Source organism: Geodermatophilus sp. URMC 61, from assembly GCF_052931555.1.
The window spans coordinates 3,937,025-3,953,901 of record NZ_JBRFHZ010000002.1; the positions used below are offsets into that span (position 1 = coordinate 3,937,025).

16 protein-coding genes are annotated in these 16,877 nt (G+C 75.1%); 7 read left to right on the plus strand and 9 right to left on the minus strand.

Annotation, left to right across the window (positions count from 1 at the left end):
- The first annotated feature begins 74 nt into the window (after window positions 1-74).
- Window positions 75-608, plus strand: a complete 534-nt coding sequence (locus tag ACU610_RS18415; RefSeq protein WP_446769143.1) for a hypothetical protein — start codon at window positions 75-77, stop codon at window positions 606-608.
- Between the two features lie 60 nt (window positions 609-668).
- Here ACU610_RS18415 and ACU610_RS18420 read toward each other — a convergent pair whose 3' ends face one another.
- Complete coding sequence (locus ACU610_RS18420) at window positions 669-1,721, minus strand: C40 family peptidase (RefSeq protein ID WP_446769144.1); 1,053 nt, start codon at window positions 1,719-1,721, stop codon at window positions 669-671.
- 360 nt (window positions 1,722-2,081) lie between these two features.
- Here ACU610_RS18420 and ACU610_RS18425 point away from each other — a divergent pair, with 360 nt between their 5' ends.
- Genes ACU610_RS18425 through ACU610_RS18435 form a run of 3 tightly spaced genes read left to right on the plus strand, consistent with a single transcriptional unit; the run spans window position 2,082 to window position 4,759 of the window.
- Entirely contained in the window at window positions 2,082-2,291 is a 210-nt protein-coding gene (locus ACU610_RS18425; protein WP_446769145.1) for a hypothetical protein, read from the plus strand.
- Between the two features lie 42 nt (window positions 2,292-2,333).
- Window positions 2,334-3,899, plus strand: coding sequence for a phytoene desaturase family protein (locus ACU610_RS18430; RefSeq protein ID WP_446769146.1), 1,566 nt, complete (start codon window positions 2,334-2,336; stop codon window positions 3,897-3,899).
- Window positions 3,893-4,759, plus strand: coding sequence for a YhjD/YihY/BrkB family envelope integrity protein (locus ACU610_RS18435; RefSeq protein ID WP_446769147.1), 867 nt, complete (start codon window positions 3,893-3,895; stop codon window positions 4,757-4,759). The genes ACU610_RS18430 and ACU610_RS18435 overlap by 7 nt, the downstream gene beginning before the upstream one ends.
- On the opposite strand, the gene ACU610_RS18440 is transcribed toward ACU610_RS18435, so the two are convergent.
- The 6 genes from ACU610_RS18440 to ACU610_RS18465 all read right to left on the minus strand — a co-directional run bounded on the left by ACU610_RS18440 (window position 4,726) and on the right by ACU610_RS18465 (window position 13,896).
- On the minus strand, window positions 4,726-7,161 hold the full coding sequence (locus ACU610_RS18440) for a transglycosylase domain-containing protein (RefSeq protein WP_446769148.1): 2,436 nt from the start codon (window positions 7,159-7,161) through the stop codon (window positions 4,726-4,728). The genes ACU610_RS18435 and ACU610_RS18440 overlap by 34 nt on opposite strands.
- A 100-nt stretch (window positions 7,162-7,261) precedes the next feature.
- Window positions 7,262-9,373 carry a HelD family protein gene (locus ACU610_RS18445; RefSeq protein WP_446769149.1) on the minus strand — a complete coding sequence of 704 codons (2,112 nt, stop codon included), beginning with the start codon at window positions 9,371-9,373 and terminating at the stop codon, window positions 7,262-7,264.
- A 79-nt stretch (window positions 9,374-9,452) separates the two neighbouring features.
- A complete protein-coding gene (locus ACU610_RS18450; protein ID WP_446770732.1) occupies window positions 9,453-10,121 on the minus strand; it encodes an acVLRF1 family peptidyl-tRNA hydrolase in 669 nt (222 codons plus the stop codon).
- Complete coding sequence (locus ACU610_RS18455) at window positions 10,118-10,525, minus strand: rhodanese-like domain-containing protein (protein WP_446769150.1); 408 nt, start codon at window positions 10,523-10,525, stop codon at window positions 10,118-10,120. Before ACU610_RS18455 ends, ACU610_RS18450 begins: the two co-directional genes overlap by 4 nt.
- A gap of 20 nt (window positions 10,526-10,545) precedes the next feature.
- Window positions 10,546-11,760, minus strand: a complete 1,215-nt coding sequence (locus tag ACU610_RS18460; protein WP_446769151.1) for an MFS transporter — start codon at window positions 11,758-11,760, stop codon at window positions 10,546-10,548.
- Window positions 11,761-12,081: 321 nt separating this feature from the next.
- The gene (locus ACU610_RS18465) at window positions 12,082-13,896 is read right to left on the minus strand and encodes a phosphoenolpyruvate carboxykinase (GTP) (RefSeq protein ID WP_446769152.1); all 1,815 of its coding nucleotides are present in this window, start codon (window positions 13,894-13,896) and stop codon (window positions 12,082-12,084) included.
- 224 nt (window positions 13,897-14,120) lie between these two features.
- Between ACU610_RS18465 and ACU610_RS18470 the strand changes: the two genes are divergently transcribed.
- Window positions 14,121-15,368: an NADH:flavin oxidoreductase/NADH oxidase gene (locus tag ACU610_RS18470; protein WP_446769153.1), complete on the plus strand. Its 1,248-nt coding sequence runs from the start codon at window positions 14,121-14,123 to the stop codon at window positions 15,366-15,368.
- Here ACU610_RS18470 and ACU610_RS18475 read toward each other — a convergent pair.
- The gene (locus ACU610_RS18475) at window positions 15,344-15,859 is read right to left on the minus strand and encodes an SRPBCC family protein (RefSeq protein WP_446769154.1); all 516 of its coding nucleotides are present in this window, start codon (window positions 15,857-15,859) and stop codon (window positions 15,344-15,346) included. The two genes, ACU610_RS18470 and ACU610_RS18475, sit on opposite strands and share 25 nt — an antisense overlap.
- Window positions 15,856-16,185, minus strand: coding sequence for an ArsR/SmtB family transcription factor (locus ACU610_RS18480; protein WP_446769155.1), 330 nt, complete (start codon window positions 16,183-16,185; stop codon window positions 15,856-15,858). The genes ACU610_RS18475 and ACU610_RS18480 overlap by 4 nt, the downstream gene beginning before the upstream one ends.
- Window positions 16,186-16,260: 75 nt before the next feature.
- Here ACU610_RS18480 and ACU610_RS18485 point away from each other — a divergent pair, with 75 nt between their 5' ends.
- A complete protein-coding gene (locus ACU610_RS18485; RefSeq protein WP_446769156.1) occupies window positions 16,261-16,524 on the plus strand; it encodes a hypothetical protein in 264 nt (87 codons plus the stop codon).
- Window positions 16,525-16,618: 94 nt separating this feature from the next.
- The gene (locus ACU610_RS18490; protein ID WP_012950835.1) at window positions 16,619-16,861 is read left to right on the plus strand and encodes a hypothetical protein; all 243 of its coding nucleotides are present in this window, start codon (window positions 16,619-16,621) and stop codon (window positions 16,859-16,861) included.
- The last annotated feature ends 16 nt before the right edge of the window (window positions 16,862-16,877 follow it).

Below are 16,877 nucleotides of genomic sequence, written 5' to 3' on the forward strand. Positions count from 1 at the left end.
CGCCGCGGTGCCCCGGGCGCGCCGGTCGCGGTGACCCGCGCCACCGTCGTCCCCCCGTGGCAGGGTCGGCGGCCGTGCGGGGTCTGGCGCGGCGGGAGTTCTGCCTGGTGCTGCTGCGCCGGATGGCCGACCTGCGGCCGGACCTGGTCGCCGAGGCGTTGCCCCGGCTGGGTGCCACCCGCGCGGAGGCGCACGCGGCGCACACCCGCTGGCAGGCGCTGCAGCACTCGCCGCGGGCGCAGCGCGGGCTGGCGCTGCGCTCGGCCGTCCTCGGCCCGCCCGAGGAGACCGAGGACCGCCGCTTCGGCGACCTCGACCTGGAGGTGCGCCGCTGGCCCCTGCCGCTGTGGCCGCACCTGTACTGGGAGGTGCTCACCGGTCCGGGCGGCAGCGTGCTGCAGGAGCACCTGGTGCGGGGCCCGGGACCGCCCGTGCCGCGGGCCACCCCGGCCCGGCTGCGGGTGTGGGAGCACACGCTGGACGACGTGGTCGGCCTGCGGGGCGCGACGAGCGTCGACCCCGGCGTGGTCACGCGCTGGGAGGTGCACCTGCCCGGCGGCGTCCGCGCCCGCTTCGTCTGGGGCCTGCTGCAGCAGGTCGAGCGTTGAGGGACCCCCTGCCCCCGCCACTCGCGAGCTCGCGGCGGGCTCCTGCAGGGGGGCCGGGCCTCAGCCGGCGACGCGGTTGAACTTCGGCGTCGCGCCCATGGCGTCGACGCTGGCGATCTTGACGACGTCGCCGGACGTGGGCGCGTGCACCATCTGCCCGTTGCCCAGGTAGATGCCGATGTGGCTGACCGGGCTGTAGAAGGCGACCAGGTCGCCGGCGCGGGCCTCGGCGCGGGACGCCGGGGTGCCCGTCTGCGACTGCATGCGACTGGAGTGCGGCAGGCTGATCCCGGCCGCCTGGAACGCGTACTGCACCAGGCCCGAGCAGTCGAAGGAGCCCGGCCCCGACGCCGCCCACACGTACGGCTTGCCGCGCTGGGCCAGCGCGCGGTCCACGACCGCCTGGAGCGAACCGCCGGAGACCGCCACGGGGGCGGAGGACGCCGCGGTCGGCTCGTCGCGCTGGGTACGGCTGGCGCGGCCGTCGTCGCCGGCACCGTGGGCGGTGGCGGCGGCCTCGAGGGCGGCCCGCCGCTCCTCGGCCGAGAGCCGGGCGTAGTCGGCCTGGTACTCGGCGATCTGGGCCTGCAGGTCCGCCTGCTGACGGGCGACCGCGTCGTACTGCGTCTGCGCCTCCGCGGCGGCCCGGTCGGCCACGACCTGCGCCTGTGCGGCGGTCTCGCCGGCGGTGACGGCTGCCTCGAGCAGCTCGCCCTGGTGGCCGGCGACGGCCTGCAGCAGCGTGACCCGGTTGACGAACTCGTCGGCGGAGTCGCTGGTCATCAACGCCTGGAACGAGCCCATGGTGTCGCCGGTGAAGGCGGTGCGGGCGACGCCCACGACGGAGTCCTGGGCGGCGGCGACCGCCTTCTGCGCCTCGGTGACCGCCGCGGCGGCGGCCTGCGCCGCCGACTGCTGGCCGGCCAGCGCCTCGCGCGCCTCGTTGAACTCCTCGGTGAGCACCTCCAGCTCGTGGCCGCGGGCGGCGACGAGGGCCGCGGCCTCCGCGGCGGTGGTGGGCTCCTCGGCGCCGGCCGGGGCGGGAGCGACGGCCAGGCCGATGGCGCCGGCGAGGACGAGGGCGGCGCGGCGGGCGCTGCGAGGGGTCGCCATGGTGCGGCGGCACTCCGTTCATCCACGGCCGCCTACCGGGTCAGCTGACGGGTTCGGGCCGGACGAGCCCGGCGCGGCCGGACGAGCCCGGCGCGCGCTCCACCCCAGTGGTTCGGTGGGTCCCCGGCCCCGCGCTCCCGGGGAGGGGAGCGCCGGCTCGGCGGCATCCGCGGGGTGTCACCCAGGCTGGTGACGGAACGCCCCTGCGGATGTACTCACCGTAAGGGCCGTGACGTCGCCGTGACAATCACCGAGGTGTGATTTGGTCGGATCTCGACTCAACTCCCAGGCCGCCCGTGGCGAGTGAGGCGGGTGTGGCGGACGGGGTTCACCGGGCGTGCCGCGGGGCACGCAGGGGGCATGGATCTCAAGCGACCCCTGGTCGCGCTGGCTCTGGCCGCTGCGCTGACCGGGTGCAGCAGCGCCGGCGAGGGCGGCAACACCGACGTCGACCGGGGGACCACCGAGTGCGGCGCCGCGGAGGCCGGCGCGAGCGAACAGCAGCAGTGCGACGACACGGAGCAGGACAACGAGCAGCAGACCGACCAGGAGGACGACGGCCAGAGCTGACCACGGCACAGGACCACAGGGGCCTCCGGCTACGGTCCGCCGGTGGATGCGCGCAGGTACGACGCCGTCGTCGTGGGTGCCGGGCACAACGGGCTGGTCGCCGCGGCCTACCTGGCCCGGGCCGGCTGGTCGGTGCTGGTGCTCGAGCGGCTCGCCGAGGTCGGCGGCGCCGCGGTCAGCCGGCAGGTGTTCCCCGGCGTCGACGTCCGGCTGTCGGCCTACTCCTACCTGGTGAGCCTGCTGCCCGACCGGATCGTGGCCGACCTCGATCTGCAGGTGACGCTGGCCGACCGCGCGGTCGCCTCGTACACCGCCGTCCCCGGCGGGCCGGGGCTGCTCGTGGAGCGGGACGAGGGCGCGGCCACCGCGGCGTCCTTCCGGGCGCTCACCGGCTCCGACGCCGAGCTGGCGGCCTGGCAGCGGTTCTACGGCCGGGTCGCCACGCTGGCCGAGGACCTCGCCCCGACACTGACCGAACCTCTGCTCTCGCCGGCCGACCTGGCCGGGCGGCTGCGCGACCCGCAGCTCTGGCACGACCTGCGCGAGCGCCCGCTGGCCGACGTGGTCGCCGACGCGCTGTCGCACGACGTCGTCCGCGGGGTGGCGCTCACCGACGGGCTGATCGGCACGTACGCCGACGTGCACGCCGCCGACGGCCTGGCCGGGCGCTGCTTCCTGTACCACGTGATCGGCAACGGCACCGGGCGCTGGCGGGTCCCGGTGGGTGGCATGGGCGCGGTCACCGGCGCGATGGCCGCCGCCGCGCGCGGCGCCGGCGCGGAGCTGGTCAGCCGCGCCGAGGTGACCGCCGTCGAGCCGCGGGACGACGGCGCGACCGTGTACTGGACCGACGACGACGGCACCGAGCGGGCGGTGGACGCCGGCTGGGTGGTCGGCGGCGCCGCCCCGGCCGTCCTCGACCGCCTGCTCGGTGCGTCCCCGCCCCCCTCCACGGACGGCGCCCAGCTCAAGGTCAACATGGTGCTGGCGCGGCTGCCCCGGCTGCGCTCGGGCCACGGGGCGGACACCGACCCGGCGGTCGCCTTCGCCGGCACCTGCCACGTCGACGAGACGGCCTCCCAGCTCGACGCGGCGCACGCCCAGGCCGGCGCCGGGCGGCTGCCGGAGGTCGTCCCCTTCGAGGTCTACTGCCACTCGCTGACGGACCCGACGGTGCTGGGCCCGGCCGAGCGGGAGGCCGGCTGGCACACCCTCACCCTCTTCGGCCTGCACACCCCGGCGGCGCTGTTCCGGAGCGACCCCGAGGGCGTCCGGGACGAGGCGGTGCGCCGGGTCGTGGCCCAGCTCGACGCGCACCTGGACGAGCCGCTGGTGGACTGCCTGGCCCGGGACGCCGAGGGCCGGCCGTGCCTGCAGGCGGCCTCGCCGCTGGACGTCGAGGCGTCGCTGGCCATGCCCGGCGGGCACATCTTCCACGGCGACCTGTCGTGGCCGGTCGCCGCGACGCCGGAGGAGGTCGGTACCTGGGGCGTGGGGACGGCGCACCCGCGGGTGGTCGCCGCCTCCTCGGGCGGCACCGTGCGCGGTGGCGCGGTCAGCGGCCTGGGTGGCTACGCGGCCGCCCGCGCCCTGCTGGACCGGTGCTGAGGCGGGCCTGGACGGCGCGCCGCCTGCGCGCCGAGTCGCAGGCGCTGCTGCGCGGGGCCGCGAGGCGGCTGCGCGGGCGGGACGTCGCGCTGATCGCCGCCGGGCTGACCTTCTACGCCGGCATCGCCGTGGTGCCGGCGCTGCTGGTCGCCTTCTCGCTGACCGCCCTGCTGACCTCGGCCGAGCGGGTGCGCGGGCTCAGCGACCGGCTGGCCCAGCTGCTGCCCCCCGAGCTGGGCGCCCCCGGGGCGCTGCGGACGCTGGCCGAGGCCGGCACGGGTCTGGACCCGCTCGGCTTCGTCCTGGCCCTGGTCCCGCTGTCGTTCTACGGCGAGGGCCTGCGGCGGTCGCTGCTGCGCTTCACCCCCCGCCAGGACCGGCTGACCGGCTGGCGCGGCCGGCTGCTCGCGCTGCCCCTGGTGCTCGCCACGCCGCTGCTGATGTACCCGCTGCTGCTGGCGGCCTCGGCGATGCTGGAGCTGACCGAGCGGGACAGCACCCTGGGCAGCTTCTTCGTCGGCTACTACTCGGTGCTGTTCGCGCTCACCGTGCCGCTGCTGTGGGGCTTCGGCGTGGTCGCCGCCGGGCAGCTGCGGTGGCCGGCCCTGGTGTCCGGCGTGCTCTTCACCGCGGCCTGCCTGTCGGGCTTCCTGCAGGGCTTCGTGGTCTTCCTGGCCCTGCCGCTGGCGCTCGGGGCACCCTTCGGCGGACTGACCGTCGTCGGCGCGGTCGTGGCGATCAGCCTGTGGCTGTTCCTGCTGCACCTGGTCGTGATCGCGGGCTGGCTGCTCACCCAGTCCCTCGACGACCGGCTCCGCAGGGGAGCTCAGCCCTCGTCCTCCTCGTCACCCCCGTCCTGATACCCGTTCCCGTTCCAGCCCTCAGCCGTGTCCTCATCCTCGTCATCGCCGGCGTCCCGGCCCTCCTCGGGGGTCGGCTCGACGGGCTCGGGGTCGGGCTCCGGCTCCGGCTCGACGGACGGCTCGGGTTCGGGCTGCCGTGACCGCGGCGCCGGCTCCGGTTCGGGCTCCGGCCTGGGTGCCACGTAGTCCTCACCGTTGCTGACCAGGATGGAGACGACCTGGCCCGGCACCGCCCGGGCGCCGCGCGGCGGGCTGGTGCCCAGCAGGACGCCGGCGCGCCGGGAGCTGTCCACCTCGACAGTGCTGTGCTCGAAGCCCGCGTCGGACAACGCCGCGCGGCAGGCCCGCACCGAGGTGCAGCCCGGCACCGGCCGGGTGTTGCCGTTCATCACGACCTCGTCGGCCGGGGGGAACTCGCCGCTGCCGCGGGCCTCCAGGACCGGCGCCATCGCGTTGCGCCAGACCGTGGCCGCCTTGCCACCGCCGAAGCCGCCGACGTTCTGCTTCTCCTTGGGGTTGAGCACCATGACGCTCGCGGTGATCTCGGGGGTGTACCCGACGAACGCGATCGAGTCGTTGTCCTGCGACGTCCCGGTCTTGCCGGCGATCTGGTGGCCCGGGACGTACGCGCGGGTGCCGGTCGCGCCGGAGTGGCCCGGCTCGACGTCCTTGCGCAGCATCTGGTTGAGCGTGTTGGCCACGCCGGGCTTGATCGCCTCGGGGGTGCAGCGGTCGCCGACCGCGAGCGGCTCGCCGTCCGACCCGACCGCGGGTTCGCCGTGCTGGTCGAGCACCGCGGTCACCGGGACGACGTCGCACTGCGTCCCGCCGGCCGCCAGCGTGGAGTAGGCGCTGGCCAGGGCGAGCGGGCTGGTGGCCTCGGCGCCGAAGGTGAACGACCCGCGGTTCTCGTCGATGATCTGCTGCGGCAGGGCCGGGTCGCTGAACTGGAACAGCCCCATCCGCTCGGCCATGCGCACCGGCTCCTCGACGCTGCCCAGGGCGTCCTCGAGGGCGAGGAAGTAGGTGTTGGAGGACTGGTAGAGCGCCGTGGTCAGGTCCAGCGTCGGGCGGAAGGTGCCGGCGTTCTCGACGTCGTAGCGGCCGGCGCCGTCGCGGTAGACGCGGGAGACGTAGGGGTCCGACGTCGTCAGCGTGTAGTAGCCGGAGTAGCCCCGGTCCAGCGCGGCCGCGGCGGTGAAGACCTTGTAGGTCGAGCCCGAGCCCTTGCTGGCGGCGAGGTTGAGGTTGAACGACTCCTGCGCCGGGTCCGCCTGGTCGTAGCCGAAGACGCGGTTGACGCTCATCGCCAGCAGGTGGCCGGTGCCCGGCTCGACGGCGGTGAACATGCCGGCCAGTGAGTTGCCCATGGGCAGCGTCTCGAGGACGGCGGCGTCCCCGGCGCGCTGCAGGTCGGCGTCCAGCGTGGTCCGGACGACGTAGCCGCCGTTGTCCAGCTGCTGCTGGGTCAGGCCCAGCTCCTGGATCAGGTAGCGCTGCACGAAGTCGCAGACGAACGCACCGACCGTGGCCTCGACGCAGCCGCGGCGCGGCGCCGGGGCGGGGTTGAGGCCGAGCGGCGCGGCCTGCGCGGCGGCGGCGTCCGCCGGGGGCACCAGGCCCTGCTCGGCCATCCGGGAGAGGACCTCGTTGCGGCGCGCGGTGGCCGCTTCCGGGTTGGTGAAGGGGTCGTCCTGGGTCGGGCTCTGCGCCAGGCCGGCCAGCAGCGCGGCCTGCGGCAGGGTGAGGGCGGCGGCGTCGACGCCGAAGAAGGCCTGCGCCGCCGGCTGCACACCGTAGGCGTTCCGCCCGAAGTAGACGATGTTCAGGTAGCGGGTGAGCAGCTCGTCCTTGGAGTAGGCGTCCTCGAGCGCCAGCGCCAGTCGGGCCTCCCGCAGCTTGCGGCCGAGCGTCTGCTCGGTGGCCGCGCGGCGCTCGTCCGGGGTGTCGGCGGTCTGCAGCAGGGTCTGCTTGACCAGCTGCTGGGTGAGCGTCGAGCCGCCCTCCTGCACACCGCCGGCGGCGATGTTGGTCAGCAGGGCGCGGGTGGTGCCCTGCACGTCGAGGCCGTGGTGCGCGTAGAACCGGGCGTCCTCGATCGCGACCATCGCCTGCTTCATGACCTCGGCGATGCGGTCGCCGGTCACCGGGGCGCGGTTCTCCTCGTAGAAGGAGGTGATGACCTCGCCGTTGGCGGCCAGCAGCACGGTGTTGGCCGGCGGGGTGTCGACGGTCAGCTCGGTGGGGAGGTCGCCGAGAAGGCTGGTCGACTGCTGGGCGGCCACGGCGGGTCCGCCGACCCACGGGAAGAGCAGTCCCGCGACGAGTGCTCCGGCCACCACGACCGTGGCGGCGAGTTTGAGCAGCGTCCTGACCCGTGCGTCGGTGCGCAGGTCCATGGGCCCCCTTCCGTGGAGTGCCACTTGATCAAGGATCGGCGTCGGCCACAACGACCCGCGCCGTGCGGGCCGGGCCGGGCGGACCCGCACGGCACACGCGTCACGCGGCGAGCAGTCCCGGCAGGTCCCCGGCGTGCAGCACCACCAGCGTGCTCACCGCCCGGGTGAGGACGACGTAGAGACGGTGCAGTCCGCGCGGCTCGGCGGCGGCGATCGCGGCGGGGTCCACCACGACGACGGCGTCGAACTCCAGGCCCTTGGCCAGGGTAGCCGGGACGACGGCGAGCGGTCCGGCGTCGCCGTCGTCCCCCAGCACCGCCGCGGGCAGGCCGGCGGCGACCAGCGCGGCGGCCACCTCGGACACCGCGGCGTCGGCGCAGACGACGCCGATGGAGCCCGGCGTCGCGGTGAGCTCGCGGACCACCTCGGGCAGCGGGCCGTCGGCGCGGATGCGCAGCGAGCCGGCGCCGCGGCGCACCGCGGTGGCGGCCGGCAGACCCGGCGCGATCACCGACAGCAGCCGGTTGGCGTACGCGAGCACCTCGCCGGGCACGCGGTAGCCGCGGGTGAGCGGCCGGACGGCGGTGTCCGGGCGGCCCAGGCCGGCCAGCGTGCGGTCCCAGTCGGCCGCCGACCACGGGCTGGTGGCCTGGGCGAGGTCGCCGAGCACGGTCAGCGACCCGGCGGCCAGGCGGCGGGCGATCGCGCGGCACTGCATGGGCGAGAGGTCCTGCGCCTCGTCGACGACCACGTGCCCGTAGCCGGCGGTGCGCTCCAGCAGGCCGGCGACCTCGTCGACCAGCACCGCGTCGGCCGCCGTCCAGGGGGCTCCGCGCAGGGGGCCGGCCGGGCGGAGCAGCAGCGCCTGCTCGGCCCCGTCGAGCACGCCGCGGGCGGCCCGGGCCAGGACCGCGGGGTCGGTGAGCAGGGCGTGCACCAGCTCCGCCGCGTCCCACGCCGGCCACACGGCGTCGCAGAACGCGCGCACCTCGGCGCTGCGGGCGGCCCTGCGGGTCTCGGCGTCCGTGGGGCTCCCGCCGGCGGCCTCGGCCTGCCGGCGGGCGTCCTCGGCCAGCAGCATGGCCAGCCGCTCCCGGCCGGCGGCGTGGTGCAGCACCTGCTGGTCCTCGCCGGCCCGGCCACGGCGGCGCAGGTCGTCGACGTGGCGCTTGAGCCGCTCGACCGGCACCCGGCGGCGGCGCCCGGCCAGCGGCACCTGCACGTCGTCCACCGGCTTGGCGATCGAGCCCCACAGCGCGCGGTGCAGCACCTCGGCCAGGCGGGCGTCGCCCTTGAGGACGGCGACCTCCGGGGCGTCGACGCCGCGCACCGGCACCCGGGCGGTCAGCTCGGCGACGGTGGTCTGCTCGACGTCGACCTCGCCGAGGGTGGGCAGCACCTGCTCGATGTAGCGGAGGAACGCCCGGTTGGGCCCGACGACGAGGACGCCGGTGCGGGCCAGCTGGCCGCCGTGCGTGTAGAGCAGGTAGGCCGCGCGGTGCAGGCCGACGGCGGTCTTGCCGGTGCCGGGAGCGCCCTGCACGCAGATCGACTCGGCCAGCGGCGCCCGCACGATCGCGTCCTGCTCGGGCTGGATGGTGGCGACGATGTCGCGCATCGGTCCGGATCGCGGGCGCTCGATCTCCTCGAGCAGGTGGAGGACCCCACTGCCCCCCACCGGGGAAGGACCCCCCTGCCCCCCACCGTTCGCACCCTCCCGGCGGGACCCTGCAGGAGGGCCGGCGGCGGGCCCCTGCAGCGGGGCCGACTCCTCCCCCGTCCCCAGCAGCTCGTCTTCGTAGCTGGTGAGCTCGCCGCCGCTGAAGCCGAAGCGGCGCCGGAGCACCAGGCCCTGCGGATCGGCGGCGCTGGCCCGGTAGAACGGCCGGCTCATCGGCGCCCGCCAGTCGATGACGACCGGGGTGCCGTCGGCGTCGCGCACGTGCCGGCGGCCGATGTGGAAGGTCTCGGTGTCGGTGTCGGTGCGCCCGAAGAACGGCGGGACACCGGGGTCGGCGGCCAGCGCCCGCAGCCGCTCGGCGCGGGCGGCGCCGAGCCGCTCGGAGGCCCAGGCGTCCACGCCGGCGTCGACCACGGCGGAGGCGCTCGCGCGCATGACGGTCAGGCAGTCGGCCGCGCGCGCCAGGTGGGCACGCTCGGCGGTGAGGACGGGATCCGCGGTGGTGGTCGTCTCGCTCGATGCGGAGGACACGGTCGGAGGACGCTACCCGCGGCGGTGGCCGGGGAGGAAGGGGAAAGGCCCCAGCTGCCGGGGCGGACGGGAGGGGACGTCAGGCCGACCTCTCGCCCGGTTCCACGATGTGCACCTCCACCGCGCGGAACTGCGACGGGGTGTCCAGCAGCACGGCCTTGGTGGGGTCGCCGACCTCGAGGGCCGGGCCGCGGCGCAGCGCGGCCAGCGCCCGCAGCCGCGGATCGGCCAGGACGTCGTCCACCAGGCCGCGGTCGCCGCCGGTGAACAGCGCCTCAACCTCGTCGGCGTGCGGGCCCAGCACGCGGACGGCGGTCTCGGCCGCCGCGCCCACCACGGCGTCGGTCTGGTTGGCCCGGCGCCGGGCGAAGCGCTGCTGCGACCAGCCGCCGGCCGCCGTCCGCCCCTGGACCTGGCGGGCGTCCACCTTGGAGACCACCAGGTCCACGCCGTCGAACACCCCGACAGCCCACCGTCCGCGGCGGACCAGGAGGACGGCGGCGTGGTGCGGCTGCCGGACCGCCGCGCTGAACGAGGAGAGCAGCGCCGGCCCGGCCCGCCAGCCGAACGGCGCGCGCAGCGTGACCTCGGTGGTGTCCGCGCAGGTCACCCGCACCGCCCCGTCGACGAGCTCGACGGCGGCGAAGGTGCCGTGCCGGGTGGCGACGCCGTCCAGCCAGCGCCCCAGGCGCTCGGGCGGGACGCGCAGCTGCCGGCCACCGCCAGCAGCGGGCCGAACGCGGGTCAGCGCTCGCCGTCCCGGGTGGTGGGCAGGCCGGCCGCGGCCCAGGCCTGGTAGCCGCCGACGACGTCGGTGGCGCGGTGCAGGCCCAGTGCCTGCAGCGAGGCGGCGGCGAGGCTGGAGGCGTAGCCCTCGTTGCACAGCACGATGACCTCGACGTCGTGGCCGGTGGCCTCGGGCAGCCGCGCGTCGCTGGCCGGGTCCAGCCGCCACTCGAGCACGTTGCGCTCCACCACCAGCGCGCCGGGCACCTCGCCGTCGGCCTCCCGCTGGGCGACCGGACGGGTGTCCACGAGCAGGGCGCCCGCGGCCATCCGCGCCGCGGCCTCGACCGGCTCGAGTCGGTGCAGGCGGCCGCGTGTCTCCTCGAGCACCTCGTCGATGGGCCGGGGGCCGGGCGGTGTCTCCACGGGCGCCGTCCTGACCGACGTCAGCGGGCCATCGCCGGCTCGGCGGCGTGCTCGGCCGGCACGTGCAGCAGCCGCTGGGTGGCCGCGACGACCGCCGTGGCGATCGCGGCGGCGAGGGTGGCCACCAGGAAGGCGCTGTTGGCCCCGACCGTGTCGACCAGCTTGCCGGCCGCCGAGGACCCCACCGCGACACCCAGGCCCAGCGCCGTGCCGATCCAGGTGAAGGCCTCGGTGGTCGCCGAGCGCGGCACCAGGACCTCGGCCAGCGTGAACGAGCTGATCAGGGACGGCGAGACGGCCAGTCCGGCGAGCACCACGAACGGGATCATCAGCCAGACGTTCCGGACGAGGAAGAGCGGCAGGCTCAGCACGGTCAGCACCCCCAGGACCGCGACCAACCGGTGCCGCAGGGGCTGCCGCCAGTGCACGCTCCCCCACCCGATGCCGCTGGCCATGGACCCGACCGCGAGCGCCGCGATGAGGACGCCGGACAGCGGCATCGCGCCCATCTCGTCGGCGAAGGCGACCAGGGCGATCTCCAGGCTGCCCAGGATGGCTCCCACGGCGGCACCCACGACGAACAGCACCCGGATGCCCGGGCTGCGGATCGCCGACGGCCCGGTGCGGGCGACGTGCCCGTGCGGCGGTGGCTCGGTGCGGCTCTGGGCGGCGAACAACAGGCTGCCGACGACGGCCAGGACGAAGGCGGTCACGACGCCGGAGGTGGCGTGACCCGTCGTGGACAGGAAGGTGACCAGCACCGGGCCGACGATGAAGACGAACTCGTCGATCACCGACTCCATGGCCAGCGCGGCCGGCAGGCGGTGGGTGCCGCGCAGGAGGTGGGTCCAGCGCACCCGGATCATCGAGGCGACCGGCGGGATGCAGGCTCCGGCCAGCCCGGCCGAGGCGAACAGGACCCACCGCGGCCAGTCCTCCTTGACCGCGGGCAGGAACACGCAGCCGGCGGCGACGAAGACGGCCACCACGGGCAACAGCGTGCGGCGCTGGCCGTGGGTGTCGGCCCAGCGGCCGATCAGCGGTCCGGAGATCGCGGTCGTGACCGCCCCCGTCGCGGCGACCGCCCCACCGAGCCCGTAACTGCCGGTCTCGGAGGCGATGAGCAGCACCGAGCCGAGTCCGACCATCGACAGCGGCAGGCGGCCGATGAAGGCGGCCAGCACCATCGGCAGCGCGTGCGGCGTGCGGAGCACGTGCAGGTACGGGTTGAGCACGGGGAGGACGACCTGTCGTCTCAGGTGGAGGGGCTCCGGTACGACGATCTACGCTAACCGACCGGCGCGGCCGCGGCCCGGCGGCGGCCGCGCCGGTTCGGCTCGCTCGCCCCGGGACGGCACAGGGCCCCGCGCCGGTCGCCGTCGTCAGAGGGCCGCCTTCCCCCCACGTGTCGTAGGAGGACCCCGTCCTCCCCTCCTCGCGCTCCGCTCGGGCGGGACCCGGGACGGGGCCAGCGGGCCCCTGGCGGGCGGCCCTTGGGACGGCACAGGGCCCCGCACCCGTCGCCGTTGACGGTGCGGGGCCCTGTGGGGCCGGCTCTAGGCGAGCCGGTGCTCCAGGATGGCGAGCTCGTCCCACAGGGTGCTGGGGAGCTTGTCGCCGAACTTCTGGAACCACTCGGTGATCTGCGGGACCTCGGCGCGCCACTCGTCCTTGTCGACGGCGAGGGCCTTCTCGACCTGCTCGGGGGTCATGTCGAGCCCCGAGACGTCCAGCGAGTCCGGCGTCGGGACGTGGCCCACGGCGGTCTCGGTGGCCGCGGCGGTGCCCTCGAGGCGCTCGACGACCCACTTGAGGACCCGGCTGTTCTCACCGAAGCCCGGCCACAGGAAGCCGCCGTCCTCGTCCCGGCGGAACCAGTTGACGTAGAAGATCTTCGGCAGCTTGGTGGCGTCGTGCAGCTTGCCGGTCTCGACCCAGTGGCCGAAGTAGTCGCCGGCGTTGTAGCCGATGAACGGCAGCATGGCGAACGGGTCGCGGCGGACGACTCCGACGGCGCCGGTGGCCGCGGCCGTCGTCTCCGAGGACAGCGTGGCGCCCATGAAGACGCCGTGGTTCCAGTCCCGTGCCTCGGTGACCAGCGGGATCGTCGTCTTGCGGCGGCCGCCGAACAGGATCGCCGAGATCGGCACGCCCTTGGGGTCCTGGTACTCCGGCGCCAGGATCGGGCACTGGCCGATCGGGGTGCAGAAGCGGCTGTTCGGGTGGCTGGAGGGCTCGTCGCTGTCCGGCGTCCAGTCCTGCTTCTTCCAGCTGGTCAGGTGCGCCGGGGGCTCCTCGGTCATGCCCTCCCACCAGACGTCGCCGTCGTCGGTGAGCGCGACGTTGGTGAACACCGAGTTGCCCTTGTCGATGGTGCGCATCGCGTTGGGGTTGGTGTGCCAGCCGGTGCCCGGGGCGACGCCGAAGAGGCCGAACTCCGGGTTGAGCGCGTAGAGCCGGCCGTCCTCGCCGAAGCGCATCCAGGCGATGTCGTCGCCGAGGGTCTCGACCTGCCACCCCGGGATGGTCGGTTCGAGCATCGCCAGGTTCGTCTTGCCGCAGGCCGACGGGAACGCCGCGGCGATGTAGTAGGTCTTCTGCTGCGGGCTGGTCAGCTTGAGGATCAGCATGTGCTCGGCGAGCCAGCCCTCGTCGCGGGCCATCACCGAGGCGATGCGCAGCGAGTAGCACTTCTTGCCCAGCAGGGCGTTGCCGCCGTAGCCCGAGCCGTACGACCAGATCGTGCGCTCCTCGGGGAAGTGCACGATGTACTTGGTGTCGCTGCAGGGCCACGGCACGTCCTGCTGACCCTCGTCGAGCGGGGCACCCAGGGAGTGCATCGCCGGCACGAACGGGCGGTCGGTGCCCATCGCCTCGAGGATCGCGCTGCCGATGCGGGCCATGACCCGCATGGAGACGACGACGTACTCGGAGTCGGTGATCTCGACGCCGAACATCGGGTTCTCGGCCTCGACCGGCCCCATGCAGAACGGGATGACGTACATCGTCCGGCCGCGCATGCACCCCCGGTACAGCTCGGTCATGATCGACTTCATCTCGCCCGGGTCCATCCAGTTGTTGGTGGGACCGGCGTCGGCCTCGTCGACCGAGCAGATGAAGGTGCGGTCCTCGACGCGCGCGACGTCACGGGGGTCGGAGGCGCACCAGAACGAGTTGGGCTTCTTCTCCAGGCGGGTGAAGGTGCCGGCGTCGACCAGCTGCTGGGTGAGGCGCTCCCACTCCTCGTCACTGCCGTCCACCCACACGACCCGGTCCGGGGTGGTCAGCTCGGCCATCTCCTGTACCCAGGCCAGCAGCCGGGCGTGGGTGGTCGGGGCGTTCTCGAGACCGGGGGTGGCCACGGAAGTCACGGCGTCTCCATCCTCTGGGTGGACCGGGGGGTTTGCCGCCGGCGCGGGTGCTCGTCGTGCTCAGCTGTCGTCCGGGCCACCTGGGCGCCACGGGGGCCGGTGGGGTTCCGGATCGGGACAGCCTAGCGGCGCGGACGTCCACTGTAACCGTGAGAGATGTTACGTATAAGACGTCTACCCAGCGGGACGGAAGTCCCTGGTGGGGTCGTGTGTTGCCCCTCCCCGTGGACACCGCAGCGACCCTCCCCGCCCTGCTCGCCCCCCTGGCCCTCCGGGGGGTCACCCTCCCGAACCGGCTGGTCGTGGCCCCGATGTGCCAGTACTCGGTGACCGACGGCGTCGTCGGCGACTACCACCTGGTGCACCTCGGCCGCTTCGCGCTCGGCGGCTTCGGACTGGTGGTGGTCGAGGCCACCGCGGTCACCGCCGACGGCCGGATCAGCCACGGGGACGTCGGGCTGTGGTCCGACGCGCAGGTGCCCGGCCTGGCCCGGGTCGCCGCGTTCCTGCGGGAGCACGGCAGCGTCCCGGCCATCCAGCTGGCGCACGCCGGCGGCAAGGCGAGCACCCAGCGTCCCTGGGACGGCGACGGCCCGGTGACCCCGGAGGACGCCCGCCCCGGGGAGCTGCCGTGGCGGACCGTCTCACCCAGCGGCGTGCCGATGGGCGCGGGCTGGCCGGCCCCGCACCCGCTGACCGTCGAGGAGATGGCCGAGGTGCGCGAGGCCTTCGTGGCCGCCGTCCGCCGCTCCCTCGAGGCCGGCTACGAGGTGGTCGAGGTGCACGCCGCGCACGGCTACCTGCTCAACCAGTTCCTCTCCCCGCTGACCAACCGGCGGGACGACGAGTACGGCGGCTCGCCGGAGAACCGGATGCGGTTCCCGCTCGAGGTCGTCGCGGCCGTCCGAGCCGTGTGGCCCGAGGACAAACCGCTGTTCGTCCGGGTCTCCGCGGTCGACGCCACCCGCGACGGGATGACGCTGGAGGACACGATCGCCTTCGCCCGGGAGCTGACGGCGCTCGGGGTGGACGCGATCGACGTCTCCGGCGGCGGCATCGGCGCGGGCTGGGAGCACCCGATCGGCTACGGCTACCAGGTGCCTTTCGCCGCGGCGATCCGCGAGCAGGCCGGCATCCCGACCATGGCCGTGGGCCTGTTGGTCGACCCGCAGCAGGCCGAGGCGGTCGTCGCCGGCGGCTCGGCCGACCTGGTCGCGGTGGCCCGCGAGGCGCAGGACGACCCGAACTTCGCCGTCCACGTCGCCCGCGAGCTCACCGCCGGCTACGACGCCTACCCCGTGCAGGCCGGGCCGCGGCTGGCCGCGCGCGACCGGCTGCTCACCCGGCTGGGCCCCTGGACCGGACCCGACCCGGTCCAGACGAAGGCCCCCCTCCCGGGTCCCCTCGCACGCTCGGGGACGCCCTGGAGGAGGCCGGCAGCGGAGGGTCAGGCCTCCGGCGTACGTCCGTAGACCGGCGCGGCGACGTCGGCGGCGAAGGCGTCCCAGTCCCTCGGGACGGGGCGCCCGCCGACCTCGGCGTCGAACTTGTCGAGGTACCAGTGCCAGCCGGCGGCGAAGTCGGTGACGTCGGCGTCCGCGGCGAAGACCTGGCGGAAGCGGAGGACGGTCCGGCGGTCCTCGCTCCACAGGTCCAGCTCGACGGTCCAGTCGTCCTGACCCACCCAGGAGACGACGAGGCGCCGCGGCGGGTCGCACTCGACCACCGCCATCGCCTCGCCCACCGGCTCCTGCTCGTGGGTCATCGTGAAGGTGCCGGTGCCGCCGGGGGCGCGCTCGCCGTCGTAGGTGCCGATCCAGCGGGCCATCCGGTCGGGCTCGGTGAGCGCCGACCACACGTCCTCGACCGGGTCGGGCCAGGAGCGGTGGAACTCGAGGCGCTGCCGGCCGTCGGCCTCGGTGGTGACGACGCCGCGGCGGGCCATCGCGTCCTGCACGGTCATGGGGTCTCTCCGCTCCTCCGGGCCCGCCGGCCGCGGGCGATCTCGGTGTCCAGTGCGTCGAACCGCTGGGCCCACAGGTCGCGGTAGGGCTCCAGCCAGTCGTCGAGCTCCCGCAGGGGGCGCGGGTCGAGCGCGTAGAGCCGCCGGCGTCCCTCCACCCGGCTGCGGACCAGCCCGGCCTCCCGCAGCACCCGCAGGTGCCGGCTGATCGCCGGGCGGCTCACCGGGAACCGCTCCGCGAGCTCCCCTGCCGCCAGTTCTCCCCGCGCCAGCAGGGCGACCAGCTCGCGTCGGGTCGGGTCGGCCAGTGCCGCGAGCGCCTCCACGGGAGGATGTGTAACACATTGGTTACGCGTTTGGCCAGGGGGTTGGCGCGCGGGTCGGCCGGGCACCCGGAGGCCATGACCGTCACCGACCCGGACGTCCCGGACCCGATGAACGACCCCCGCACCCTGCAGGCCGACCCCGGCGCCTACGGGCAGGGGGAGGACCTCGCCTCCACCGAGGACGACGCCGCCTCGACCGGCGAGGACGAGCTCGCAGCCGGGCGCGATGCCGCCGACGACGCCGGCGGGGGCGACGTGACCGGGAGCGCGCTGCCCGAGGACGAGGCGTTCGGCCCTCCCGTGGTCGGCGGGGCGTGGTCGGAGACCCCCAACACCTGAGACCGGAGGCCCGAGACGGAGGAGTCCGTTTCGGGTCCCGTCGACCGGGCACCAATCGGGACCCCAGAGTTCCCAGCGAGGAGGAGGGCCCGCGATGGCCACCGGTGAGACCGGCTTCGAGGACGTGACCTACGACCTGATCTCGGTGCAGTACCACTCGCTCAAGGCCGGGCACGACTACGGCCAGTACGTCCGCGACGCGGAGAACGCGGGCCTGCAGGACATCGCGGCGTTCTTCCGCGAGGTCATGGAGCAGGACTCCGCGCGGGCGCGGCGCTGCCACGAGTTCCTGAGGCAGATCTCCGGGACCGAGCAGGGCGGCCCCGCCACCCAGTGAGGAGGACCCCCTGCCC